This is a genomic window from Plantactinospora sp. BB1, assembly GCF_003030385.1.
Taxonomy (GTDB): Bacteria; Actinomycetota; Actinomycetes; order Mycobacteriales; family Micromonosporaceae; genus Plantactinospora.
This window is the reverse complement of sequence record NZ_CP028159.1, coordinates 5787305-5811396: the sequence shown is the minus strand read 5'-3', so window position 1 is coordinate 5811396 and position 24092 is coordinate 5787305. Positions and strand designations below refer to the sequence as shown.

Sequence of the window (24092 nt, the reverse complement as noted above, 5' to 3'; positions counted from 1 at the left end):
GACCAGCCAGGCCGGAAGCGAAGCGGCCACCGAACGCGGAAGAGGACATCATGCCCCTTCTCCCCGCTGAACCGACCCGACCCGACACCGTCGTGCTGATCCACGGCCTCTGGCTGACCTCCCGGAGTTGGGAGCACTGGGCCGACCGGTACCGCGCCGCCGGGTTCCAGGTGCTGACGCCGGCCTGGCCCGGCATGGACTCCGACGTCGAGGCGTTGCGCCGCGACTCCGCGCCGATCGCCGAGTTGACCTCGGACCAGATCGTCGACCACTACGAGCGGATCATCCGGGACCTGCCCACCCCGCCGATCATCATGGGGCACTCGTTCGGCGGCGCGTTCGCTCAGATGCTGCTGGACCGGGGGCTGGGTGCGGCCGGAGTCGCGATCGACTCAGCGGCGGTCAAGGGAGTGGTCCGGCTGCCGCTCTCCACGCTCCGGGCCAGCCTGCCGGTGCTGCGCAACCCGGCGAACCGGCACCGGGCCGTACCGCTGAGTCTGGACGAGTTCCACTACGCCTTCACCAACACGATGTCCCGGGCCGAGGCGGAACGGGTCTACCGGCGCTACCACGTACCGGCCGCCGGACACGTGCTCTTCGAGGCGGCGCTGGCGAACCTGAACCCCCGGGCCGCGATGCGGGTGGACTTCGGCAACGAGCGGCGGGCGCCGTTGCTGCTGATCGCCGGCGGCGCCGACCGGGTGGTACCGCCGTCGGTCACCAAGGCGACCGCCGGCCGCTACCGGAAGTCCACCGCGGTCACCGGGTACAAGGAGTTTCCCGGCCGGCCGCACTACACGGTGGGTCAGCCCGGCTGGGAAGAGGTCGCCGACTACGCGCTCAACTGGGCCGTGTCGGCCGCGCAGCCGAGGCAGCCGCAGTCCGGCCAGCCGCAGTCCGGCCGGTAGCGGACGGCGTGGTTCAGGCGGCGCCCCCGAGGCTCGCCGGGCCGCCGACGACCGGCGTCCAGGGCCGCACCGCGACCACGCTGACCCCGGGTGCCCGGTAGTAGGGGTCGGCGTCCAGAGCCTCCCGTACCGCCGGTTCGTCCGCGTCGAAGAGCAGCAGTGCGCCGGAGTCGTCCGCCCACGGGCCGGCCGCCAGCAGGCCGCCCTCGGCGTGCAGCCGGGCCAGCAGTTCCCGGTGGGCCGGCCGGGCCGCCAGTCGGGCGGAGGGGTCGCCGGTGAAGCGCAGTTCCACAACGATCATGTGCAGACCCTACGGCCGCCCGAGGGGTGGCCGCAGTAACCGCTGATACAGCCGCTCCGCACCGGGCGCGGCGGCCGTCCCGGCCCGTCCGGAAGAATTCAGGGATGGAAGCGACGGACCTGCGACGACTCGCCGACGTACCCGTCTTCGCCGGGCTCGGGCCGGCGCGGCTACGCCGGCTGCTCGACCGTTCCGCGCCGCGAACCGTCCGGCCCGGCGTGGTACTGGCGGTACGCGGACAGCCCGCCGAGCACGTGATCGTGGTGGAGGCGGGCACCCTGACCGGGGTGCACGAGACGGCCGACGGGAAGCGGCTGCGGCTCGGCGACTTCGTCGGCCCGTGCGCGGTCGACAAGAGCGCGGTGCTGGACGGCGGCGGGTACACGGCGACCTGGCTGGCCGCCACCGTGTTGCGCTACCGGCTGGTGCCGGCCGGCGAGCTGCTCCGGCTGATCGACGACGTACCGGCGGTGCGGCGGCACGTACTCGGACACCTGGCCGGGCGGCTGCGGGACCGGCAGGCGGAGCTGGTGCGCACCTCGTACGCCGATGCCGGGACCCGGGTGGCGGCCTGGCTGGTCGCGGCGGCCGGCCGGAGCGGGCGCCGGGTGCCGCTCCCCGGCGCGCAGCAGGGGCTGGCGGAGTCGGTCGGGATGACCCGGGTGACGGTCAACCGGGCGCTGCGGACCCTCGCCGACGCCGGGCTGGTCCGGGTCGAGCCGGGTGCGGTGGTGGTGCTGGCACCCGAACTCCTGGCGGCGCGCGCCACGGCGGCGAGCTGACGGGCGTGCCGCGGCCGGCCCCGACCGACAGGCTGGCAGCGGGCCGCCTGGCGAGCGACGGGCCGGCGGTGGCGCGGCTGGCGGGCGCCAGGCCGGCGACGACGCGGCTGGCGAGCGACAGGCCGGTGGTGGCGTGCCCGGGAGGCGCACAGGCCGGTGCGACGGTGGCCGGCGCGGTGCGCGGCTGGCGGGTGCCGGGTCGGTCGGGCCGCTATCCGGCCGAGCCGATCGCCACGGCGAGCTTGCCGACGGTACCGCTGTTGTTGAAGTCGGCGAACGCCTGCGGAACCTCGTCCAGCAGATAGGTGCGGGCGATTGAGGGGCGCAGCCGGTCGGCGGCGGCCTCGGTGGCGAGGTGGTCGAGCACGATCCGGTCCGGCATCGCCTCGATCGCGGTGACGTTCAGCGGCCGGTCGCCGAGCTGCTCGGCACTCACCCCCAGGGTGGAGGAGAACTTGCCCTCCGGGGTGACCAGGTCGGCGATCAGCTCCGGGTCACCGGCCAGGTGCACGGCGCTGTCCACGCCGTTCGGAGCGAGCTGGCGGACCTGCGCGGCCAGGTCGGCCCGGTGGTCCACGGTGTGCGCGGCGCCGAGTTCGTGCAGCAGGTCGGCGGCGGGGCCGGCCTCGGCGGTGGCGATCACCGTCGCTCCCCGGGCGGCGGCGAGCTGGACGGCGTAGTGGCCCACCCCGCCGGTGGCCCCGGAGATCAGCACCGTCTCGCCGTGCCCCGGCGTGACCGCGTCCACGCTGGCCAGCGCGGCGACCCCGGCCAGGCCGAGCACCCCGGCGGCCCGGTAGTCGACCCCGGCGGGGAGCGGCGCGAGGCCGATCTCCTCCGGTACGACCACGTACTCGCCGAACGAGCCGTCGCCGAGGCCGGGCTTGGCCACCACCCCGAAGACCTTCTCGCCGGGCATGAACCCGCTGACGCCCGGACCGACCTCGGTCACGATGCCGGAGAAGTCCCGGCCGAGCACCACCGGAAACTGGTGCTCGATCTCGCCCGCCAGGAAGCCTCCGGCGAGCTTGGCGTCGAAGCCGTTCAGGGACGAGGCCTGTACCTCGATTTTCACCTCGCCGTCCCCGGGCGTCGGCTCTGGCATCTCCCGGACCTCCGGCATGGCCCCAAAGGACTCAGACATCACGGCACGCATCTACCGGCCCTCCCCCGAACGCTTCACCCGCTCCGACACCGGTGCTTTCCCGCCGGGCTCCGCTACATGCCTTCCGGCTCGCCCGGTACCTGCGCGCTGCTGGCCGGAGACGACGGCGGGCCAGGCCGCCCCGGCCCCGGCCAGCGACGACGTGGACCGCCTCGGCGACCGACGGGTACGAGATCCGCGACCGGCGGCCCTGGAGCCGGCCGGCTCAGTCGAAGAACCGGGCCAGGTGCCCGGGGTCCGGGCCGGGGTCGTCCGGGCCCAGCGGAGTCAGGTCAGCGAAGATCGACGCGCCGTCGCAGCCGGCGTGCAGCGGATACCACCGGGGCGCACCGGGATGGCGCTGGCAGATGTGCTTGATCGTCTGCACGTCCAGCAGGCGTACGTGGGTCGGGTCGGCGACCGCGTTGACATGCCCCCACCAGGGGCTCATCACGTGCAGTACGCCGCCGGGCCGGAGTACCCGATGGCACTCGTCGACCAGGGTCAGGAAGTCGATCAGGTGCTCCAGGATGTGCACCGTGAAGATCACGTCGACCGAGTCGCCGGCCAGCGGCAACGGGCCGGAGAGATCGGCCTGGGCGTCCACCCCCGGGGCCACCCGCAGGTCGAGACCGAGGTTGCCGGGGTACTGCTTCGCGGCGCCGCAGCCGAGATCCATCACCACCGGGTCCCGGCCGGCCACCCGTACCCGGGACCAGACGGCGAGTACGCCGTCGAGCCGGCCGACGAGTCGCCGGATCAGCGCCAGCTCGTCCCGGTCGGCCGCATCGCCGGTCAGGTGTGCGACGCCCCGGTCGAACCGTACCTCCACCGCCGTGCCGCGCAGCCGGTCGTCGTGCTTGACGAGGTCGGCGTAGGCCATGCCGAGGAACTCGTCGATCGCCCGCAACCGTTCCCCGGAGGGCGCCCTGTGCAGTTGCGCGACCATCACCACCTCCCGGACGCCGGCTACCCGGAATCGTCCGGTCTACGCCTCGCCTCACCCGGTGACGGCTGCACGCCTCACCCGGTGCTGGCACGTCGGCCGGCCCGCCCCAGGTTGCGCATCCTCGGCCGGGAGGCGACCGCCCGGAGTACCCGTTTGAGGTGGTAACGGTGCAGTTCGGCGCTGCCCTGCATGTTGCCGTCCTCGGTCACCGAGACCAGCTCCCAACCCTGGGCACCGGCCCGGTTGAGGTGGGCGAGCGCGGTGTCCCCGTACGGGGAGACGTCGAGCACGGCGCCATCCGGGCCGTACCAGGTGTAAGCGAGTTCCCAGCCGGTGTCGTCGAGCCGGGGCTGGCGCCGACGCACCAACAGGGCGTACTCCCATCTGAGCATGGAGTAGTTCTTGCCCAGCCGGGCGGCGGCAGAAACGGGGGTCGATGCGGCGCTCGCCGGGACTCTCGTTCAGCGGCGGCGCCGCCGTTCGGCGGTCGCGCGCCGGATCTCCTCGGTGACCCGGCCGCCGTCGACCCGGACGTGCCGGTCGGCCCGGACCGTCTCCAGCATCCGGCGGTCGTGGGTGACCAGCAACAGCGTTCCCGGGTACGACTCCAGCGCCGATTCGAGCTGCTCGATCGCCGGCAGGTCGAGGTGGTTGGTCGGCTCGTCCAGGACCAGGAGGTTCACTCCCCGGGCCTGGAGCAGGGCCAGCGCCGCCCGGGTCCGCTCGCCCGGCGAGAGGGTGTCGGCGGGCCGCAGCACGTGCGCGGCGCGCAGCCCGAACTTGGCCAGCAGGGTCCGCACGTCGGCCGGGTTCAGCTCCGGTACGGCGGCGCCGAAAGCGTCCAGCAGCGGCTCGCCGCCGACGAAGAGTCCCCGGGCCTGGTCGACCTCGCCGACCACCACCCCCGGGCCGAGCGAGCCGTGCCCGTCGTCCAGCGGCAGCCGGCCCAGCAGGGCGGCGAGCAGCGTCGACTTCCCCGAGCCGTTGGCGCCGGTGATCACCACCCGGTCGGCCCAGTCCACCTGGAGGTCGACCGGGCCGAGGGTGAAGTCGCCGCGCCGGACGAGGGCACCGCGCAGCGCCGCCACCACCGCACCGGCCCGGGGCGCGGCAGCGATCTCCATCTTGAGCTGCCACTCCTTGCGCGGCTCCTCGACCACGTCCAACCGCTCGATCAGCCGTTCGGTCTGCCGGGCCTTGGCGGCCTGCTTCTCGGTCGCCTCGGTCCGGAACTTCCGGCCGATCTTGTCGTTGTCGGTCGCCTTCCGCCGGGCGTTCTTGACGCCCTTCTCCATCCAGGCCCGCTGGGACCGGGCCCGGGCCTCCAGCGCGGCGCGGGTGTCGGCGTACTCCTCGTAGTCGGCACGGGCGTGCCGGCGCGCCACCTCGCGCTCCTCCAGGTAGGCCGCGTAGCCGCCGCCATAGTGCCGTACCTGCTGCTGGTGCAGGTCGAGTTCGAGGACCCGGGTCACCGTCCGGGTCAGGAACTCGCGGTCGTGGCTGACCAGTACCGTGCCGGCGCGCAGCCCGGTGACGAACTCCTCCAGCCGGTCCAGGCCGGCCAGGTCGAGATCGTTGGTCGGCTCGTCGAGCAGGAAGATGTCGTAGCGGCTGAGCAGCAGCGACGCCAGTCCCGCCCGGGCCGCCTGACCGCCGGAGAGCGCCGTCATCGGCTGCTCCAGGTCGACCGCCAGCCCCAGTTCGGCGGCGATCTGGTCGGCCCGCTCGGCCAGGTCGGCGCCGCCGAGGGCGAGCCAGCGCTCCAGCGCGGTCGCGTACCGGTCGTCGGCCCCGTGGACGCCGTCGGTCAGCGCCTCGGTCGCGGCGTCGAGTTCGGCCTGCGCGGCGGTCACCCCGGTACGCCGGCCGAGGAAGGCCCGGACCGTCTCGCCGGGGCGCCGGTCGGGTTCCTGCGGCAGGTGGCCGACGCTCGCCGACGGCGGGTTGAGGGCCAGGGTGCCGTGTTCGAGCGGTTGCAGCCCGGCCAGGGTACGCAGCAGCGTGGACTTGCCCGCGCCGTTGGCTCCGACGACCCCGATCACGTCACCGGGGGCGACGACGAGTTCGAGGTCGGCGAAGAGGACCCGGTCGCCGTGTCCGGCGGCGAGGTCCTTGGCGATCAGTGTGGCGCTCATGAGAGTTCAGATGCTATCCGCCCGGGCGGGTGCGACCCGGCGGTGGAGGAGCAGACTGATCCCTGTGATGACCACGTTGGCGATCGACTGCGGCGGTGGCGGCATCAAGGCGTCCGTACTCGACGACGCCGGCACGATGCGTACCCGGCCGCTGCGGGTGCCGACCCCGTACCCGTTGCCGACCGCGCTCTTCGTCAAGACCCTGCTCGCGCTCGGTGGCCGGCTGCCGGCGGCGGACCGGGTCACCGTCGGGATGCCCGGGATGCTCCGGCACGGCGTCGTGGTGGCCACCCCGCACTACGTCACCCGGGCCGGGCCGCGCACGAAGCCCGACCCGGAGTTGGTCGCCGAGTGGTCGGGCTTCGACGTGCGCAGTGCGCTCACCGACGCGTTCGGGCTGCCGACGCTGGTGCTCAACGACGCCGAGGTGCACGGCGCCGGGGTGGTCGCCGGGACCGGCCTGGAACTGGTGCTGACCCTCGGCACCGGGCTGGGCTGCGCGCTCTTCGACGGCGGGCAGCTCGCCCCGCACCTGGAGCTGTCGCAGGCGCCGGTGCGGTGGGGGATGAGCTACGACACCTACATCGGTGAGCACGAGCGGCGCCGGCTCGGCGACGCGTTCTGGTCCCGCCGGGTCCGGGGCGTGGTGGACGGGCTGCGCCCGGTCTTCCTCTGGGACCGGCTCTATCTGGGCGGCGGCAACTCCCGGCTGGTCCGGCCGGAGCAGGTGGCCCGGATGGGTGACGACGTGGTGGTGGTGCCGAACAGCGCCGGCATCATCGGCGGGGTACGCGCCTGGGAGCTGCGCCCCGGCTGGCGTTGACTATCTGCTGGCCGACTCGCACAGCCCCGATCGGTTCGGCAGGTGCCGGAGCTGACCTGGCCTTCCCCACGGGCAGCGCGGCGAAGGCGGGCTGCCGACGCGCCTAGACGATCACGACGCTCCGGCTGCCGCGTACCCGAGCCGCTGTCGACCTGGACAGCAAGGGCGTTATCCGGCGCGGATGACGCACCGGATGTCCAGGTCGACAGCGGGCGCCCGAGCGCGGCGGCGGGCAGGCCGCCGGCTTCACGATCTCGTGGATCGGAACAGTCGCGGTACTGGCGGTGTTGTGCCAGCGTCGGGGGAAAGTAGTCGCGACACGAGGAGGTGGGTCTAGTGGATCTTCTGGCCGAGTACCGGCGGGCGACCATGTACTTCGAGACCGGGGACCCGTCCGGGGCTGCCCGGTTGCTGGAGCCCATCGTCGAGGCCGAGCCGGACAACGCCTCCGTACGGCAGCTGCTGGCCCGGGCGTACTTCCAGACGGCCCAGCTCGCCCGGGCCGAGGAGCAGTTGCGCACCCTGGTGCAGCGCGACCCGAGCGACCACTACGCGCACCACGTGCTGGGCCGCACCCTGGAGCGGGTCGGCCGCCCGGAGGAGGCCCTCCGGCACCTCCGGATCGCCGCCGCGATGTACGCGGAGAACGACGACTACCGGATCGCCCTGGAGCGGGTCGAGACCCGGGTCGGCGGTCGACGGTGACCGCCGATCCACTGCTGCGCCTACGATCGGGTGCCATGGACGCTGCCCGGCCGGTGACCCGCCGATGAAACTCAAGCTCGACCTGCACGACATCTTCAACAAGGGTCACGACATCGACCGGGCGCTGCGCGGGATCATGGACGAGGCGGTGGCCAAGAAGGCGACCATGGTCGAGATCATCCCGGGCAAGGGGTCGGGGCAGCTCAAGAAGCGGGTGCTGCGCTTCCTCGACCAGAAGGAGATCAAGCAGCTCTACCACCGGGTCGAGAAGGACTCCAAGAACTTCGGCCGCCTCTTCGTGCACTTCCGCTGGAAGTAGGGGGCGGCGTTCTCGGATCGCCGGCACTCACAGTGGCTTGACATCACCGGCACTCACAGTGGCTTGACCCAGCGCGACCACTCGGCCTGCGGCTGGTAGCCCAGCGCCCGCCAGGCCCGGTGCGCCAGCGCGTTGTCGTCGAGCACCATCGCGTCGACCCGGCCCGTGCCGAGCTGCCGGAACCGTTCCTCCGCCGCCTCCACCAGCAGCCGCCCGACCCCCTGGCCACGGCACTCCGGCACCACCGCCAGCCGGTAGAGGTGACACCGCCACCCGTCGAATCCCGCGACGACCGAGCCGACCAGCGCCGGGCCGCGTACGGCGAGGATCAGCGCGTCGGGGTCGCGCGCGACGAGCCGGTGCACGGCCGCCGCCGTGTCGACCGGCCGGTGCGCGTCCTCGGCCGCCCTCCGCCACAGGTCGAGTACGGCCGGAACGTCGGCGGCATCCGCCGTCCGCAGGGTCACGTCAGCCACGGGAAGCACCGTAGGTCACGGCCTGCGGCACCGTAAGGGCGGCCTGCGGCACCGTAGGGCCGGCGGAAGGAAACCGTAAGGCGCCGGCGGCAGAGTGAGGTCATCGGGCGGGCGGCAACGGGAAACGCCGGCACGGACCACAGGGAGCAGAGACCATGCGCAAGATCATCGAGTCGACCTTCGTTTCGCTGGACGGGATCATCGACGACACCCGCCCCTCGACGGCGTCCCGGGCGCAGCCACAGCACTGGGGCCAGCCGTACTGGGACGCCGACCACGCCGGCTACGCCCAGAAGCTGATGGAGTCCGGCGACGCGATGCTGCTGGGCCGGGCGACGTACGAGGGGTTCGCCGAGGCGTGGTCGTCCCGGGCCGGCGACCCGCACGCCGACGTGATGAACGCGATGCCGAAGTACGTCGCCTCGCGCACCCTCACCGAGACCACCTGGAACGCCACCCTGCTGAAGGGTGACGTGGCCGAGGAGGTCGCCAAGCTGAAGGAGCAGCCGGGCCGAAACATCCTGAAGTGGGGCACCGGCGAGCTGGACCGCACGCTGGTGCAGCACGGCCTGGTCGACGAGTTCCACTTCTGGTATTTCCCGGTCATCGTCGGCGCCGGCAAGCACCTCTTCGAGGGCGCCGGGTTCGACACCACCCACCTGAAGCTCGCCGACGTCGAGCGGTTCGACTCCGGCATCGTCGTGCACATCTACGTACCCAAGTAGGCCCGGCAGCCGACGTCAGGCCCGGTCCCCGTCCACCAGGGACCGGGCCTGAGCCGTCGTGAGACCGCCACCGTCCGCGAAGAGCCTGTCGAAGTCCGGCCCGGTGGCGGCCCGGACCGCCGCCGTGAGCCGGTCCAGCTCGACCCGGTCCGGGTCGGCGAGCCGGTAGTCGGCCCCCCGGCGGGCGGCGTCGGCGGCGCCGAGCAGTTGTCCGGCCAGCTCGGCCCGCCCGGCCCGGACCAGCGCGTCGGCCATGCCGGCCAGCGCGGACGCCATCTCCGGCCCCGAATCCTGCGCCCGGGCGACGTCGAACGCCTCCCGGTGCCAGGCCAGCGCCGCCGCCGGATCACCGCGCTCGCCGGTCAACAGGCCGAGTTCGATCAGCACCATCGCCAGGTACGGCGGGTGCCCGTCCCCGCTCTGCTGTTGCCGGCCGGTGGCGAGCAGCCAACGCAGATGCTGGTCGGCCAGGTCGAGCCGGCCGTCGCGGCGGGCGGCGAAGGCCAGCGTGATGGTGGCGAAGACCTCGCCGGAGAGTTGCCCCTGCTCGGCGGAGAACCGCCGCGCCTGCTCGGCGTACTCGATCGCGCGCGGGTGGTCGCCGAGCCGCGTCGAGATCCAACCGAGCCAGCCGAGCCGACCGGCCACATCGGACCAGAGCCCCAGCTCCTCGGCGATCCGCAGGCCCTGCCGGCTCAGCCGGGCCGCCTCGGCCCGGTCGCCGGTCAGGTCGGCGAGGCCGATCAGCCAGTCGGTCGCTTGCAGCAACCCCCAGTCGTCGCCGATCTCGGTGAAGAGTTCGGCGCCGCGCCGGGCGTCGGCTTCCAGCGCGGCCGGGTCGGCCCGGATGTGCCCGAGCATCGCCCGGTTGCTCAGCACCGCCGCCTCGCCCCACCGGTCCCCGGCGGCCCGGAACGTCTCCAGCGCCCGGGCCAGCAGTTCGCCGGTGCCGGTCAGATCCCCGAAGTCGATCGTCGACATGGCGAGGAACCATTCCGCCCGGGCCCGGCCGAGCGGGTCCGGCACCTTGTCGTAGCCGCGGAGCACCTCCGCCGCCAGCTCCGGACCGGCCTGACCCTGCCGGATCGCCAGGCCGGCGTGCCACGCTTCGGCGCCGGCCCGGACCACGTCCGGCACCTCACCGGGTACGCCGAGCGCGCCGGCCAGCGCCCGACGGGCCTCGGTGAGCCGGCCGCGCAGGAACCGGTACCAGACCAGGGCGCTGGCCAGCCGCAGCGCCGGTTCGGCCGCACCCTCGCGCCGGAACGTCTCCCCGGCGGCCCGCAGGTTCGCGGCCTCGGCGTCCAGCCGGCGCAGCCACTCCCGCTGGCCGGGACCGCGCAGTTCCGGGTCGGCCCGCTCGGCCAGCGCCAGGTAGTGGTCGGCGTGCCGGCGTCGCAGCGACTCCTCCTCGCCGGCCTCCCTGAGCCGCACCAGGCAGTACGCGGAGACCGACTCCAGCAGCCGGAACCGGGGCCCGTCGCCGGCGGTCGGCGCGCTGGCGCGTACCACCAGCGAACGGTCGACCAGCCCGGCCAGCAGCTCCAGCACCTCACCGGCGGGCGTGCCGTCTCCGGCGCAGACCGCCTCGGCGGCGGTCAGCGTGCAGCCGCCGGAGTGCACGGCCAGCCCGCGCAGTACCGCCCGCTCCGGTTCGGTCAGCAGTTGCCAGCTCCAGTCGATCACCGCGGCCAGGGTGCGCTGCCGGGCCGGTGCGTCGCGCGGGCCGGTGGCGAGCAGCCCGAACCGGTCCTGCGGCACCTGCAACCGGGCCGCCAGCTCGGCCACGCCCAGCACCGGTACCCGGGTCGCGGCCAGCTCCAGCGCCAGCGGGATGCCGTCCAGCCGCCGGCACACCTCGGCCACCTCGGCGACCGTCTCCGGTGCCGGTTCCAGACCGGCGCGGGCCAGGAAGAGCCGCACGGCGGAGGACCCGGCCAGCCGGTCCGGGTCGTCGGTGTCGGGGAGGTCCAGCGGCGGCAGCTCCCAGCGGGTCTCGCCGCGCAGCCGCAGCGGTTCCCGGCTGGTGGCCAGCACCCGCAGCCCGGGTGCGGCCGGCAGCAGCTCGCCGACCAGCCCGGCCACCGGCTCGACGACGTGTTCGCAGTTGTCCAGCACCAGCAGCGTCCGCCGCTCCCGCAGGGCGGTCACCAGCCGTTCGCCCGGCGGCTCCGCACCGTCCGGACCGTCCGGAATGGCGAGTACGCCGAGGAGCGGCTCGGCCGGCTCGCCCGACCCGTCCCAGGTGGTCAGGTCGACCAGCCAGACCCCGTCCGGGTACGCCTCGGTCAGCGTCCGGGCGACCTCGGTCGCCACGCTGGTCTTGCCCACCCCGCCCGGCCCGGTCAGCGTGACCAGCCGGCCGGCGGTGAGCAGTTCGCGTACCCGCCGCACGGCGTGGTCGCGGCCGATCAGCTCGGTCACCGGTGCCGGCAGGGCAGTGCCGGCCCGCAACCGCCGCCGGGCCGGTGCGGGCGGGTCCTCGGCCGGGTCACCGGCGAGGATCGCCCGGTGCAGCGCCGCCAACTCCGGCCCCGGGTCGAGTCCCAGCTCATCGGCGAGGCCGCGCCGCAGCTCCTGGAAGCTCTCCAGCGCCTCGCCGGTGCGGCCGGAGCGGTGCAGCGCCCGGATCTGCGCCGCCCGCAGCCGTTCCCGGTACGGATGCCGGGCCACCTGCTCGGTCAGCTCGCCGACGAGTTCGGCGTGCTCGCCGAGTTCGAGCCGCGCCTCCGCGTACGCCTCCACGGCGGTGGCCCGCTGCTCCTCCCAGCGCGCCACCGCGGTACGGGCGAACTCCTCGTCGGCGAAGTCGGCCAGCGCGGGACCCCGCCACAGGGCCAGCGCGTCGGCGAGCAGCCCGGCCCGGGTACCCGGGCCGTCGGCCGCCTGCGCCTGTCCGAGCAGTGCGGTGAAGGTCGCCGCGTCGACCGCGTCGGGGCCGGCCCGCAGCTCGTACCCGGGTGCCCGCGAGACGACCAGGTCCCGGGCGTCCGGCTCGGCTCCGGCCAGTGCCCGGCGCAGTTGCGAGACCCGGACGTGCAGCGCGGCGGTGGGGTCGGCCGGCGCCGCCGTACCCCAGAGGTCCTCGACCAGCCGGTCCATCGAGACCGGGCGTCCCGGCGAGATCAGCAGGTCGGCCAGGAGGGCCCGCACCTTCCGGCCGGGGATGGTGACCGGCGCACCGTGGTCGGTCCAGACGGCCAGCGGCCCCAACACCCCGAATCGCACCGACCCAGGCTACGGAAGTCGCGGGCGAACGTCGCCGCCACGGCGGCGACGTTCGCCAACATCGTCAGGTCGGTCAGGAGGAGCAGGTGTTCAGCATGGTCTGGAGTGCGCTCTTCTCCGCCGACTGCAACCGCAGGCCCCAGTTGTACTTGGTCCGGATCCACATCTTGGCGTACGTGCAGTGGTAGGCGGTGCGGCTCGGCTTCCAGGTGGACGGGTCCTGGTCGCCCTTGGCCTGGTTCACGTTGTCGGTGACGGCGATCAGTTGTGGACCGTTCAGGTCGTTGGCAAAGGACTGCCGGCGGCTGGTGGTCCACGAGCTGGCCCCGGAGCGCCATGCCTCGGCGAGCGGCACGATGTGGTCGATGTCGACGTCGGCCGGGTCGCTCCAGGTCGCCCCGTCGTACGGGCTGTACCAGCTGCCCGAGGTCGGGTAGCAGGAGCTGTCCACACCCACCCCGCTGCCGTCGCGCCGCAGCACCGTCTCCCGGGTGTTGCAGGCCCCGCTGACGGTGCTCCAGTGTGGGAAGAGGTCGCGGCTGTAGCCGGTCATCGACCCCTGGGTGGCGACGGTGAGCGCGTTCAGGTTGGACTGGGCGGTGGCCTTGGCGGGGATGCCGGGCGGGGCGGCGCCGGCCGGGGTGGCGACCAGCAGGGACGCGGTGATCGCCGTGATGGCGGCGGTGGCGGTGAGGGTGCGCCGGATACGGCGACGTCGGATGAACGGCACGGATGCCTCCCGAAGGCTCTGGGGGTACGGGAGAGATCAACGTAACCGATCATCGTGACCGGACCGCCACGGTCGCGTGACGGACCGTCGACGCGGGCCGTAATCCCGGGCGATCGGTGCCGGGCGGCGGGCCCGTCCGGTCCAGGACGGGCCGCGCCCGGCGCCGACCTGGTCGGTCAGGCCGGCTGGCTGCTGGTGGGGGTGGGCTGGCGGGGCGTCGAGTTGCTGGTGCCGTTGTTGGAGACGGCCGGCGCCGCGCCGACACCGAGCACGGTCAGCGCGGCGAGCAGCAGCGCGATCCACTCGTTGGAGTCCAGTCCACCGAGGATCACCGTGGCCAGCACCTGGAGCACGCTCAGCACCACGGCGACGGCGGTCTTGCCCCACCGGTACTGCGGGGTCAGCGGCACCAGGTAGACACCGATCGCGGTCGCGGCGGCGATGGCGATCTGCACTGCCTCGTCCGGCTCGACGCGCTGGTCGCCGGAGAGCGCGCCGTACGCGACCGTGAGCGCCGCCCCGGCGACGGCGGCGAGGGCCTTTCCGTACTTGCGGATCATGGGTTTCTCACCGTGCCTCTCCCGTGGCGGACCGTGGCTCTGCGGCGGCGGGTCAACCGCGCGGACCCTACCGGCTGTCGTGCCGCCATCGTTTAACAGTCCGCCCTGCCTGTCAGTCGGATATCGGCGGCTCTGCGGTCGACTTCCCGCCCGGACGGCACGGGTGCGACCGGCATTTCCGCGGTCCATTCCGAACGGGGGCGATTTCGCGGCTCCGGTCAGGCCAACTCGCTCAGCGCCAGCACCTCGTCGGCGCATCCCCAGGAAAGGGCGAGCCCCGAGCCGCCGTGACCGTAGTTGTGGATGAGGACGGTGCCGTCGACCTGATCGCGTTCGATCCGTACGCTCGGCCGGCTCGGCCGGAGCCCGACCATGATGCGCCGGATCGGGGCGCCCCGGAGCAGCGGCTCGACGGCGGCGCAGCGTTCGACGATCGCCGCTGCCCGGGCCGGGTCCGGGGTGAGGTCCTCCGAGCCGGGCGTCGCGCTGCCGCCGAGTACGACGTGGTTGCCGTGCGGCAGGATGTAGGTCATGTCCTCGTGCTCGGCCCAGTCCTGGAAGAACGTCTCTATTCCCGGATTGTCGACGACCACCAATTGGCCCCGGGTGGGATAGACCTGGTCGTCCGGGACCAGATAGCGGGCACCGAGTCCGGTGCAATTCACCAGTACCTCGGCGGCCCCGGCGAGTTCCTTGAAAGAGCCGATGGCGCCGATTTCGATATCGCCGCCCTGACCGATCAGGCGCTCGGTGAGATATTCCAGATAGGTCGGCATGTTCACCAGTGGACTGGTGTAACGCCAGCCGTTGACGTAACCGGGTGGGAGTTCGTCGGGGGTGCACAGTTCGAAGTCGCTCAGGTCGCGGACGCAGGCCGGCGGCTCCAGCGGGAATGGTGCCACCTCCAGGCCACGGACGAGTCGTACCCCGGCCGTCGGGTCCTCGGCGATCTTCTCCAGGGTCAGCCGGGTCTGTTCGCTCCAGTGCAGGACGCGTTCGTCGGTCAGCTCGTACGGCCCCCAGCTCGCCCCGGCGGAGGCGGACGTGGTCTCCTGTGGCGGCCGGGCGGCCCGGATCTGGACCGAGAGCCCCGCGTCGGCGAGTCGGACCGCGGTGGACAGTCCGATGACGCCCGCGCCGATAACCAGAACGTCGGGCCGTCGGGATGTTGCCATTAGGCCATATTAACGGAGGTCTTACCCGTCGAGCGGCCGGCTGCTGGCGGATACCTGGTTGCGCGGGCGGCGCTCGACAGCTCGACGCGTCAATACGGATTCGCCGAGGCGCGCGGAAGCTGGAAATTGCGGGTGTGAATTACCGTCGGTGGTGGAACTCCGGGCGAGCGGGTCGGCCGAATTCGCGGAGACCAGGGAGTTCATTCGAGTGCGACCGCCCACGACTACCGTTAGTAGTCGTAGGGCTTCGTGTGGTTGTGGTGGCTGGCCCGGCCCGAGGTGCCGCGCGGGTCGGCCGGTACGCCGGTCGGCGCGGGTGCCGGCCCGCCGGTGCCGGTCGGTGGGCGGTCGGTCGGCCGATCGGTCGGTCGTCCGGGGTGGACGGAGCCGGGCTGTCCCGCTTCGGCGGGATTTATCGTGGTCATCCGCTGCGGTGGCGGTGGGGAGCCGGTTGACAGGCCGGAAACTCGATGTCAATCTCCCGGTATTCTCGGACTGGGAGCGCTTCCATAGATCTTGCTCCACGTCGTACCACCCCGCCCGGCGGTGCCGGCCACCGGTCACCGCGCCCACCGGAAGGAATGACGTGCTCAGACCCCGCTCGCCGCGTACCGTTCCGCTCGCCGCGGCCACCGTCGCGGCCCTCGCCGCCACCGTGTTGACCGCACCCGTCGCGTCCGTCGCCGCCCCGGCCGACGAGGCGCCGGAGCAGATCGTCAACGGCACCTTCGACGACGGCCACGCCCCCTGGTGGGGCACGGCCAACCTCACCCTCGACTCCAGCACCGGCCAGCTCTGCGCCGGGATACCGGGTGGCACCGTCAACCCCTGGGACGTGATCATCGGTCAGGACAACGTCGCGCTGGTCGCCGGTGAGTCGTACGAGTTCCGGTTCTTCGGCCAGGCCACCCCGAACAGGGTCGGCCGGGCGCTGGTCCAGCTGCCGGTCGACCCGTACACCCAGTACCTGTCGGCCAGCCCCGAGCTGAGCGTCTCCGGCAACGAGTACCGCTACACCTTCACCTCCCCGGTCGACCTGCCGAACGCCCAGGTCGTCTTCCAGCTCGGCGGCAGCGCCGAACCCTGGACGGTCTGCCTGGACAACGTCTCGCTGACCGGCGGCGCCGAGCCGGACGTCTACGTCCCGGACACCGGCCCGAGGGTCCGGGTCAACCAGGTCGGCTACCTGCCGAAGGGGCCGAAGAACGCCACAGTGGTCACCGAGGCGACCGGCCCGCTGCCCTACCAGCTCCGCGACGGCGCCGGCCGGCTCGTCAAGCAGGGCCGGACGACGCCGCGCGGCCTGGACCGCTCCTCCGGGCAGAACGTGCACAGCATCGACTTCGGCCACTTCACCCGCCCCGGCACCGGCTACACGCTGACCGCCGACGGCGAGACCAGCCGGCCCTTCGACATCGGTGCCGACTTCTACGAGCAGCTCCGCACCGACGCGCTGAAGTTCTACTACACCCAGCGCAGCGGCATCGAGATCTCCGACGCGCTCCGCCCCGGCTACGGCCGGCCGGCCGGACACGTCGGGGTGGCACCCAACCAGGGCGACACGGCCGTACCCTGCCAGCCCGGCGTCTGCGACTACACCCTGGACGTCTCCGGCGGCTGGTACGACGCCGGCGACCACGGCAAGTACGTGGTCAACGGCGGCATCTCGGTGCACCAGCTGATGAGCGAGTACGAGCGCTCGACCCGGGCCCGCACCGGGCAGCCGTGGCGGCTCGGCGACCGCACCCTGAACCTGCCGGAGAGCGGCAACCGGGTGCCGGACATCCTCGACGAGGCGCGCTGGGAGCAGGAGTTCCTGCTCAGCATGCAGGTGCCGGCCGGTAAGCCGCTGGCCGGGATGGCCCACCACAAGATCCACGACGACTCCTGGACCGGCCTGCCGCTGCTGCCGCACCTCGACGAGAAGCGGCGCGAACTGCACCCGCCGTCCACCGCCGCCACGCTCAACCTGGCCGCCACCGCCGCACAGGCGGCCCGGGTCTTCAAGCCGTACGACCGGAAGTTCGCCGAGCGGAACCTGGCCGCCGCCAAGACGGCCTGGGCGGCCGCGTTGGCCAACCCCGAGCGCTACGCCGACCCGGCCGACGCCAACGGCGGCGGCGCGTACAACGACGCGGACGTCACCGACGAGTTCTACTGGGCCGCCGCCGAGCTCTACCTGAGCACCGGGGCGAAGGAGTACCGCGACTTCGTGCTCGCCTCGCCGCACCACACCGGCGACGTCTGGCGGGAGCGGGGGATGGACTGGGGCAACACCGCCGCGCTCGGCCGGCTGCAACTGGCGACGGTGCCGAGCAACCTGCCGGACCGGGCCCGGGTACGCGCCTCGGTCGCCCAGGGCGCCGACCGCTACCTGGCCACCCTGCGGGCGCACCCGTACGGCATCCCGTACAGCCCGTCGGACAACCTCTTCGACTGGGGCTCCAACAACCTGATCGTCAACAACGCCATCGTGCTGGCCACCGCGTTCGACCTGACCGGGAAGGACCGCTACCGGGACGGCGTACTGGAGACGATGGACTACATCCTCGGCCGCAACGCCCTGAACCAGTCGTACGTGACCGGCTACGGCGAGGTGGCCTCGCGCAACCAGCACAGCCGCTGGTACGCCCGCCAGCTCAACCCCGACCTGCCCAACCCGCCCCGGGGCACCCTCTCCGGCGGCCCGAACTCGGCCATCCAGGACCCGGTCGCCCAGCAGAAGCTGCGCGGCTGCGCGCCGCAGTTCTGCTACATCGACGACATCGAGTCCTGGTCGACGAACGAGCTGACCATCAACTGGAACGCCCCGCTGGCCTGGATCGCGGCCTTCATCGCCGACCAGGACAACGGCGACGCCGGCAACCGCCGGCACTGACCGCCCGACGGGCGAAGCCCCCGGTCGGCGGGTGACCGCCGGCCGGGGACCGCCCCACCGCACCTGGCCCGTTGTGGGTCGGTGGGTCCTCGACCCGGCCGACCGGCGTTTCGCCGGCTCGGTCCGGGCCGCAAACCTGTGCGCGGCCGGAACCGCCCGCCGCAGGGCAGGCGTTCGTCGGTGGGCGGTTCCGGCCGCCGACTTTCCATCTCTCGGCTATTACAGCGCCGGACCCGCCTCCGGCGTCACATCCGCGCCGGGAATCGGCTCAGAGCGGATACGTCCGGGCCACCGCGACCAGTTCCGAGCTGTGCGATCCGACGATGCCGACGCCGGGCGGCCGCGGCCGGAAGCCAGGCAGTCCGGCCAGGCCGTCGCTGCCGTCCATCGCCCGCAGCCGCACCGGACCGCCGCCGGTCGGGCGCAACCGCAGCTCGATCTCGATCCCCTCGGCCGGTGGGGCGTGGAACACCACACCGAACGGCTCCGGACCGTCGACCCGGACCTCCCGGCCGGCGACCCGGGCCGAGACGACGTCGGCGGTCGCCGGATCGACGTGCAGCGCGGCGAACCGTACCGGGCGTTGCGGTACCAGCCGGACGCGCAGCGTACGCAGCCCGGCCTCGGTGACGTCGGCGAGCGGGTCGAGCCGGGGCGGGGGCAGGGTGGCCGGTTCGGCCGGGCCGGCGCGCAGCTCCTCGTCGCCGAAGAACGGGAAGCTGTCGTCGATCCGGGTCGGGCCGTCGACGTACCGGTCGGTCCAGGGCTGCGGGTCGGTCTCCTCGCTGAGCCAGCGGGCGGTGCCGGTGTCGGCGTCCAGCGCGTACATCAGGTGGGTCGGCACCGGGTGCCCGGCGTCGAACCGGTCGACGGCCAGGCCGGTGCCGGCGCAGAGCACGGCGCCGAGCAGCGCGGCCAGCGCGGGCAGCGCGCCGCGTCGCCGGGCCCGGAGCGCGGCCATCCCGCGCTGGCCGCCGGCCGCCGGGTGCAGCAGGTCGACCACCGGCAGCGCGGCCAGCCCGAGCAGCACCGCGAAGAGCGCCCCGACCCCGCCCATCGCCATCCCGAGCGCGGGGAAGAGCAGCACGACGGTGGGTAGCAGCACGAGTACCCCGACCGCCGCGCCGGCGGTCACCGCGACCACCGGCCACGGGCCGTTGCGGGGTACGGCCAGGGCCGCCAGCCCGGCCAGTACGCCGGCCAGCGCCGGCAGGGTGGCCAGGTACGCCCCGCCGGGCGCCACGGCCGCGAGCAGCACCCCGAGTACGGCCAGCCAGCCCAGCCCGCCGACGGCGAGTGCCGCCGGGCCGACGCGTCGGCGGGTCAGCGCGTACCAGCCGAACAGCACGGCGGCGGCGAGCGCCACCACCGCCAGTCGATACCACAGTGGACGGTACGGGTCGAGCAGCGTCGCGTAGCCCGGCCGGATCGCGGTGATCCCGGCCCAGAGCAGCTGCGCCCCGACCGGGGCGAGCACGATCGGCAGCAGCGCCAGCCCGAACCCGGCGGCCAGCCCGGGCCAGGTCGCGCGTCCGCGCCGCCGGACGGCCCAGCCGAGTACGCCGACCCCGGCCAGGGCCAGCAGCGCGAGCGGCAGCGTGAGCCAGCCGGGATACCGGGCCAGCACGCCGGGGAGCGGGAAGTAGGTGGCGTCCCCGTCGGCGTCCAGCCGGGTCAGGTCGACCGCGCCGAACTCCCGGGCCAGCCCGAGGGCGTTCGCACCGTGCTGTTGCAGGCTGCCCCGGTCGACGTTGGCCGGGGTGTCCAGCGGGGTGTGGTAGAGCGCGGCACCGTCGATGTAGGCGGCGTTCAGCCCGGTGAAGCCGTGGTCGAGGAAGGCGGTGAAGTCGGTGTCGTTCGGCAGCAGCCGGTAGACCTCGACCGCGAACGAGGTACCCACCGGGTACGGCGCGGCCCGGCCGAAGACCTCCACCAGCCCGGCGTTGCGCAGCGAGGTCTCGAACATGATCACCGGACCGGTGCTGCCCCGCGCCTCCAGGTTGAGCACCACGCCGCCGTCGGCGGCCAGCGGATGGTCGGCGGCGAACGCCGAGGCACCGCAGAGACACGCCTCCTCGGCGTCGGTGAAGACCAGTACGACGTCGTTGCGGGGGCGCTCGCCCACGGTCAGCGCGCGGGCCACCTCCAGCAGTGCCGAGGTGCCGGCCCCGTCGTCGTTGCCGCCCGGCCCGACCTGTACCGAGTCGTAGTGGGCGACCAGGAAGACCCGGCCGGTGGGATCGGTGCCGGGGATCCGGGCGACCACGTTGCGGACCCGGGCCAGCGTCGCGCCGCCCGACCCGCCGCTGAGCTGCCCCGCCTCCTCGGCGACGGTGTCCTGCGACTCCGGGGTGAGACCGAGGTCACGCAGGGTGCGCTCCAGGTGGCCCCGTACCCGCTCCGCGGCCGGGCTGCCGGCGGGATGCGTCTCCGCCGCGACGGTCCGCAGGTGCTGGTACGCCCGGTCCGCGCTGAACTCGTCGGCCGGCGCGTCCAGGCCGGCCGGGTCGGGCGTACCCACGCCGAGCACGGTGAGCACGCCGACCGCCGCCAGCGCGGCCACGGCGGCCAGCGCGGCCGTCAGCCGGCGCCGGGGCCGGGCCAGGGCCCGTTCGGCGGCGGGCAGACGGACGGGGGAGTGGGGGGTGTCGGGGCTGGGCACGGGTGCCTCCAGGGGTCGGCAGCGACTGCCATCATCGCGGTTCGGCCGCCGCCCGCCCGGCCGGGTCACCCTGCTGGCGGCCGGTCGCATAGCGTGATACCCATGTCCACGTACCGAGTGACCGATCCCGTCGCCGTACTGCGCGATTTCGTCGCCCGGGTGGCGCCGTACGACCCCGAGCCGGCGGCGGCACCGGTCGGCGTCGTCGACGTCCGCTCCGGCGGCGAGGCTGCGACGATCACGCTCACCCCGCATCTGGCCCGGGCCCTGGCCGAGGCGCTGGCCGGTTACCGGGACCGGGCCGACCGGGGCGGTTGCGCGAGTTGCGGGAGCCGGCGGCTGGACGAGAACCTGCACTGCCTCGACTGCGGCCGGCTACACGGTGTGCTCGGTCAGGTGATCGCGGAGCAGGCCGAACGGGTACGCCGGCGGGACGCCTCCGGAGCGGAAGCCCCGAGGTGACGTCCGGGCACCGTGTCGGCGCTACCTGTGTTGTGTGGCAGCGTTGGGTGGTACAGGATCGGCGCGGATCGTCGGCGTGGGCCGGGCACGACCGCACGGGGCACGCAGGACCCCGTGCCGGAGCGGGACGGTCGGGGCGGCGAGGAACGGAGCGAGGAGGCGTCGTGACCGGATGGGTGGGGGCGGCCCGGTGACCGGGTCGTCCGTCGTACCCGCACCGTCGTACCCGCACGGCGGGCTCGGGCGGCACGCCAAACTGCCGCCCCGGGAGCGGCTGCGGGTGCTGCTGATCGAGGACGACGACGCCGACGCCTTCCTGGTCGGCGAGCTGCTCGCCGAGACCGGCGAGGGGATCGACCTGCTCGTCGCGAACAGCCTGAACGGTGCCCGGTCCAAGATCTCCGGCGTCGACTGCGTACTGCTCGACCTCGGCCTGCCGGACGCGCAGGGCCTGGACGGGCTCCGCCAGGTGCTCGGAATGTCCAGCAACGCCGCCGTCTGCGTGCTCACCGGCCGCTCCGACGAGCACCTCGGCATCGGTGCGGTCGCCGAGGGCGCCCAGGACTACCTGGTCAAGGGCCAGGTCGACGGGGTTCTGCTGGCCCGGGCGCTGCGCTACGCGGTGGAGCGCAAGCGGGCCGACGAGAACACCCGCCGGCTGCGCGAGGTGGAGCTGCGCCAGGCCGAGTCCGCCCGGTTGGAGCGCGGCCTGCTGCCCCAGCCCCTGATCGACACCGACCTGGTGCAGGTGCACCCCTTCTACCGCCCCGGCCGGCACGAGGCCCTGATCGGCGGCGACTTCTACGACGTGGTGCAGACCTCCCCGGACCGGATCGACCTGATCGTCGGCGACGTCTGCGGGCACGGTGTCGACGAGGCGGCGCTCGGCGTCGAGCTGCGGGTCGCCTGGCGGGCCCTGGTGCTCGCCGGGGTGCCCGACGAGCAGGTGCTGCCGGCGCTGGAGCAGGTGCTGATGAGCGAGCGGTCGAGGCGGGAGATCTTCGCCACCGTCGCCGCCGTCCGGCTGGACCTGGCCGGCAACCGGGCCACCGTACGGCTCGCCGGGCATCCTCCGCCGCTGCTGCTCGCCGGGGGCCGGGTGGCGCCGGTACCGGCCCCGCACGGGCTGCTGCTCGGCGTACGGCCCCGGCCGCCGGTCGCCCACGAGTTGCGTTTCGACACCGAGGACTGGTCATTGTTGATGTACACGGACGGGCTCGTCGAGGGCCGGATCGGCGACGGCGACGAGCGGCTGGACGTACCCGGACTGAGCGGGCTGGTGGCTGATCCGCGGGCCCGTGGGGTGGGCCTGCCGGAGCTGCCCGGCTGGCTGGTGGAGCGGGCCGAGGAACACAACGGCGGCCCGCTCTCCGACGACGTGGCGATGCTGCTGGTCTGCCGGGGGGAGGGGCGGTGAAGGCACGGGTTCGCTGGACGCTGCGGCGTCGGGTCGCCGTACTGTGCGTGGTCGTCGGTGTGGTGCTCGGCATGCTGGCGGTCAGCGCGGCGGTCGTCGCCACCAGCAACCGGCAACACCTGGACACCCTGCTCACCAAGACCGGTCCGCTGCGCACCGACGGTCAGGCGCTGCTCAGCGCCCTGGTCGACCAGCAGACCGGGGTACGCGGCTACGCGGTCACCGCGAACGACGCCGACCTGGCGCCGTACCGGGAGGGGCTGAAGCGGGAGACGGCGCTGATCGCCTCGATGGACGCGCTGCTGACCGACCAGCCGGAGATCCGCCGCGAGCTGCACACGGTGCGGGACCACGCCCGGCAGTGGCGGGAGGCGGTGGCCGAGCCGGCGATCGAGCTGACCGTGCGGAGCGGGCCGGAGGCCGCACAGGCGCATCTGACCGCCCAGACCGGGGCCCGCTTCACCGAGCTGCGCGGCGAGGTGGAGGCGTTGCAGGGGTCGATCCTGGAGCTGCGCAACAGCGTCGCGCGCAACGCCCGGGCGACCGGCAACACCCTGGTGCTGCTGCTGATCCTGGCCGCGATCGTGGTGGTGCTGGCCGGGCTCGCGCTGATGACCTCGCTGAACCGGCTGGTCATCGGGCCGGTCACCACGCTGGCGGGCCAGGTGCGGGAGGTGGCCGGCGGGGCGTACCAGCGGGAGATCGAGCAGGTCGGGCCGCCGGAGCTGGCCGCGTTGGCCGGTGACATCGACGGGATGCGCCGCCGGATCGCCGCCGACCTGGACGAGGTACGCCAGGCGCGGGAACGGATCGAGTGGGTCAACAGCCAACTGGAGCGGCAGGCCGAGGAGCTGGTCCGGTCCAACCGTGACCTGGAGCAGTTCGCCTACGTCGCCTCGCACGACCTCCAGGAGCCGCTGCGCAAGGTGGCCAGCTTCTGCCAGCTGCTGCAACGCCGGTACGCGGGCAAGCTCGACGAGCGTGCCGACCAGTACATCGCGTTCGCGGTGGACGGGGCGCAGCGGATGCAGCGGCTGATCAACGACCTGCTGGCCTTCTCCCGGATCGGCCGGCTCACCAGCGGGTTCACCGAGGTCGACCTGAACGCGGTGATGAGCGAGGTCGCCGGCCAGACCGAGCCGACCCGGCAGTACGTCGGCGGCGAGCTCACCTGGTCGGACCTGCCGGTCATCCGGGGCGAGGAGACCCTGCTGACCAACCTGCTGGCGAACCTGGTCGGCAACTCGCTCAAGTTCCGCCGCCCGGACGTCGCGCCGAAGGTGCACATCTCGGCCCGGCGGCTCGGCGACGAGTGGGAGATCAGTTGTCAGGACAACGGGATCGGCATCGAGCCCGAGTTCGCCGACAAGATATTCGTGATCTTCCAGCGGCTGCACGCCAAGGACGCCTATCCGGGCACCGGGATCGGGCTGGCAATCGTGAAGAAGATCGTCGAGTACCACGGTGGCCGGGTCTGGGTCGATCCCGAGGCGGTCACCGAGGGCACGATGATCCGGTTCACCCTTCCGGTGCCACCGGAGCTGCGGGAGTCGGCCGAGCCGTCCGAGGCCCCGGGCGTGGACGGGGCCGAGCCGACCCCGTCGGCGCCGGAGGCCGAGGCGCCGGCCGAGAGCGAGGCCGAGGCCACACCGGCGGGTGAGTCGGCCCGGCCGGCCGGCGACATGAAGCAGACTGTCTGACGGATGAGCGGAT

General features: G+C 73.5%; 20 protein-coding genes and 1 pseudogene. 10 read left to right on the top strand and 11 right to left on the bottom strand.

Going from position 1 to position 24092, the window contains the following annotated elements; genetic code table 11:
• Positions 1 to 50: 50 nt before the first annotated feature.
• On the top strand, positions 51 to 908 hold the full coding sequence (locus C6W10_RS25440; protein ID WP_107261136.1) for an alpha/beta hydrolase: 858 nt from the start codon (positions 51 to 53) through the stop codon (positions 906 to 908).
• 13 nt (positions 909 to 921) lie between these two features.
• Here C6W10_RS25440 and C6W10_RS25435 read toward each other — a convergent pair whose 3' ends face one another.
• Positions 922 to 1209: a YciI family protein gene (locus tag C6W10_RS25435; RefSeq protein ID WP_107261134.1), complete on the bottom strand. Its 288-nt coding sequence runs from the start codon at positions 1207 to 1209 to the stop codon at positions 922 to 924.
• Positions 1210 to 1313: 104 nt separating this feature from the next.
• Here C6W10_RS25435 and C6W10_RS25430 point away from each other — a divergent pair, with 104 nt between their 5' ends.
• The gene (locus tag C6W10_RS25430) at positions 1314 to 1991 is read left to right on the top strand and encodes a Crp/Fnr family transcriptional regulator (protein ID WP_107261132.1); all 678 of its coding nucleotides are present in this window, start codon (positions 1314 to 1316) and stop codon (positions 1989 to 1991) included.
• Between the two features lie 211 nt (positions 1992 to 2202).
• Here C6W10_RS25430 and C6W10_RS25425 read toward each other — a convergent pair whose 3' ends face one another.
• The 4 genes and pseudogenes from C6W10_RS25425 to C6W10_RS25410 form a co-directional block, all read right to left on the bottom strand.
• Complete coding sequence (locus tag C6W10_RS25425; RefSeq protein WP_199853743.1) at positions 2203 to 3096, bottom strand: NADP-dependent oxidoreductase; 894 nt, start codon at positions 3094 to 3096, stop codon at positions 2203 to 2205.
• Between the two features lie 265 nt (positions 3097 to 3361).
• On the bottom strand, positions 3362 to 4084 hold the full coding sequence (locus C6W10_RS25420) for a methyltransferase domain-containing protein (RefSeq protein ID WP_107264270.1): 723 nt from the start codon (positions 4082 to 4084) through the stop codon (positions 3362 to 3364).
• A 143-nt stretch (positions 4085 to 4227) separates the two neighbouring features.
• Positions 4228 to 4476, bottom strand: a pseudogene (locus tag C6W10_RS25415) (hypothetical protein); the annotation flags it as partial.
• Positions 4477 to 4545: 69 nt separating this feature from the next.
• Positions 4546 to 6219, bottom strand: coding sequence for an ABC-F family ATP-binding cassette domain-containing protein (locus C6W10_RS25410; protein WP_107261126.1), 1674 nt, complete (start codon positions 6217 to 6219; stop codon positions 4546 to 4548).
• A gap of 64 nt (positions 6220 to 6283) precedes the next feature.
• Between C6W10_RS25410 and C6W10_RS25405 the strand changes: the two genes are divergently transcribed.
• The 3 genes from C6W10_RS25405 (at position 6284) to C6W10_RS25395 (ending at position 8066) form a co-directional block, all read left to right on the top strand.
• On the top strand, positions 6284 to 7042 hold the full coding sequence (locus tag C6W10_RS25405; protein WP_107261124.1) for an ROK family protein: 759 nt from the start codon (positions 6284 to 6286) through the stop codon (positions 7040 to 7042).
• A gap of 336 nt (positions 7043 to 7378) precedes the next feature.
• Positions 7379 to 7747, top strand: a complete 369-nt coding sequence (locus tag C6W10_RS25400; protein WP_107261122.1) for a M48 family metallopeptidase — start codon at positions 7379 to 7381, stop codon at positions 7745 to 7747.
• Positions 7748 to 7811: 64 nt separating this feature from the next.
• Positions 7812 to 8066 (top strand): Smr/MutS family protein, encoded by a 255-nt coding sequence (locus C6W10_RS25395; protein WP_101368268.1) that lies wholly within the window; start codon positions 7812 to 7814, stop codon positions 8064 to 8066.
• A 53-nt stretch (positions 8067 to 8119) separates the two neighbouring features.
• Here C6W10_RS25395 and C6W10_RS25390 read toward each other — a convergent pair whose 3' ends face one another.
• Positions 8120 to 8542 (bottom strand): GNAT family N-acetyltransferase, encoded by a 423-nt coding sequence (locus tag C6W10_RS25390; protein ID WP_199853742.1) that lies wholly within the window; start codon positions 8540 to 8542, stop codon positions 8120 to 8122.
• Positions 8543 to 8697: 155 nt separating this feature from the next.
• On the opposite strand from C6W10_RS25390, the gene C6W10_RS25385 reads away from it, so the two are divergent.
• On the top strand, positions 8698 to 9267 hold the full coding sequence (locus C6W10_RS25385) for a dihydrofolate reductase family protein (RefSeq protein WP_107261118.1): 570 nt from the start codon (positions 8698 to 8700) through the stop codon (positions 9265 to 9267).
• A 15-nt stretch (positions 9268 to 9282) separates the two neighbouring features.
• Here the strand turns inward: C6W10_RS25385 and C6W10_RS25380 are convergent, their stop codons facing one another.
• From C6W10_RS25380 to C6W10_RS25365, 4 genes are all read right to left on the bottom strand, one after another.
• Positions 9283 to 12495 carry a BTAD domain-containing putative transcriptional regulator gene (locus tag C6W10_RS25380; RefSeq protein WP_107261116.1) on the bottom strand — a complete coding sequence of 1071 codons (3213 nt, stop codon included), beginning with the start codon at positions 12493 to 12495 and terminating at the stop codon, positions 9283 to 9285.
• Positions 12496 to 12568: 73 nt separating this feature from the next.
• Complete coding sequence (locus C6W10_RS25375) at positions 12569 to 13225, bottom strand: HNH endonuclease family protein (protein ID WP_107261114.1); 657 nt, start codon at positions 13223 to 13225, stop codon at positions 12569 to 12571.
• Between the two features lie 176 nt (positions 13226 to 13401).
• A complete protein-coding gene (locus C6W10_RS25370) occupies positions 13402 to 13785 on the bottom strand; it encodes a hypothetical protein (RefSeq protein WP_107261112.1) in 384 nt (127 codons plus the stop codon).
• 218 nt (positions 13786 to 14003) lie between these two features.
• Positions 14004 to 14960, bottom strand: coding sequence for an FAD-dependent oxidoreductase (locus tag C6W10_RS25365; protein ID WP_107261110.1), 957 nt, complete (start codon positions 14958 to 14960; stop codon positions 14004 to 14006).
• A gap of 586 nt (positions 14961 to 15546) precedes the next feature.
• Between C6W10_RS25365 and C6W10_RS25355 the strand changes: the two genes are divergently transcribed.
• Positions 15547 to 17838, top strand: coding sequence for a glycoside hydrolase family 9 protein (locus C6W10_RS25355; RefSeq protein WP_107261106.1), 2292 nt, complete (start codon positions 15547 to 15549; stop codon positions 17836 to 17838).
• 268 nt (positions 17839 to 18106) lie between these two features.
• Here C6W10_RS25355 and C6W10_RS25350 read toward each other — a convergent pair whose 3' ends face one another.
• Entirely contained in the window at positions 18107 to 20500 is a 2394-nt protein-coding gene (locus tag C6W10_RS25350; protein ID WP_234361415.1) for a M28 family peptidase, read from the bottom strand.
• A 102-nt stretch (positions 20501 to 20602) separates the two neighbouring features.
• On the opposite strand from C6W10_RS25350, the gene C6W10_RS25345 reads away from it, so the two are divergent.
• The 3 genes from C6W10_RS25345 (at position 20603) to C6W10_RS25335 (ending at position 24079) form a co-directional block, all read left to right on the top strand.
• On the top strand, positions 20603 to 20962 hold the full coding sequence (locus C6W10_RS25345; protein ID WP_107261102.1) for a hypothetical protein: 360 nt from the start codon (positions 20603 to 20605) through the stop codon (positions 20960 to 20962).
• Between the two features lie 190 nt (positions 20963 to 21152).
• The gene (locus tag C6W10_RS25340) at positions 21153 to 22379 is read left to right on the top strand and encodes a PP2C family protein-serine/threonine phosphatase (RefSeq protein ID WP_369930567.1); all 1227 of its coding nucleotides are present in this window, start codon (positions 21153 to 21155) and stop codon (positions 22377 to 22379) included.
• Entirely contained in the window at positions 22376 to 24079 is a 1704-nt protein-coding gene (locus C6W10_RS25335) for an ATP-binding protein (RefSeq protein WP_234361414.1), read from the top strand. Before C6W10_RS25340 ends, C6W10_RS25335 begins: the two co-directional genes overlap by 4 nt.
• The last annotated feature ends 13 nt before the right edge of the window (positions 24080 to 24092 follow it).

What these genes read in the sequence shown, in the direction of transcription:
- C6W10_RS25440 (WP_107261136.1), top strand. Translation starts at nt 51, where the DNA reads ATGCCCCTTCTCCCCGCTGAACCGACCCGACCCGACACCGTCGTGCTG.
- C6W10_RS25435 (WP_107261134.1), bottom strand. Translation starts at nt 1,209, where the DNA reads ATGATCGTTGTGGAACTGCGCTTCACCGGCGACCCCTCCGCCCGACTG.
- C6W10_RS25430 (WP_107261132.1), top strand. Translation starts at nt 1,314, where the DNA reads ATGGAAGCGACGGACCTGCGACGACTCGCCGACGTACCCGTCTTCGCC.
- C6W10_RS25425 (WP_199853743.1), bottom strand. Translation starts at nt 3,096, where the DNA reads ATGCCAGAGCCGACGCCCGGGGACGGCGAGGTGAAAATCGAGGTACAG.
- C6W10_RS25420 (WP_107264270.1), bottom strand. Translation starts at nt 4,084, where the DNA reads ATGGTCGCGCAACTGCACAGGGCGCCCTCCGGGGAACGGTTGCGGGCG.
- C6W10_RS25410 (WP_107261126.1), bottom strand. Translation starts at nt 6,219, where the DNA reads ATGAGCGCCACACTGATCGCCAAGGACCTCGCCGCCGGACACGGCGAC.
- C6W10_RS25395 (WP_101368268.1), top strand. Translation starts at nt 7,812, where the DNA reads ATGAAACTCAAGCTCGACCTGCACGACATCTTCAACAAGGGTCACGAC.
- C6W10_RS25385 (WP_107261118.1), top strand. Translation starts at nt 8,698, where the DNA reads ATGCGCAAGATCATCGAGTCGACCTTCGTTTCGCTGGACGGGATCATC.
- C6W10_RS25370 (WP_107261112.1), bottom strand. Translation starts at nt 13,785, where the DNA reads ATGATCCGCAAGTACGGAAAGGCCCTCGCCGCCGTCGCCGGGGCGGCG.
- C6W10_RS25365 (WP_107261110.1), bottom strand. Translation starts at nt 14,960, where the DNA reads ATGGCAACATCCCGACGGCCCGACGTTCTGGTTATCGGCGCGGGCGTC.
- C6W10_RS25345 (WP_107261102.1), top strand. Translation starts at nt 20,603, where the DNA reads ATGTCCACGTACCGAGTGACCGATCCCGTCGCCGTACTGCGCGATTTC.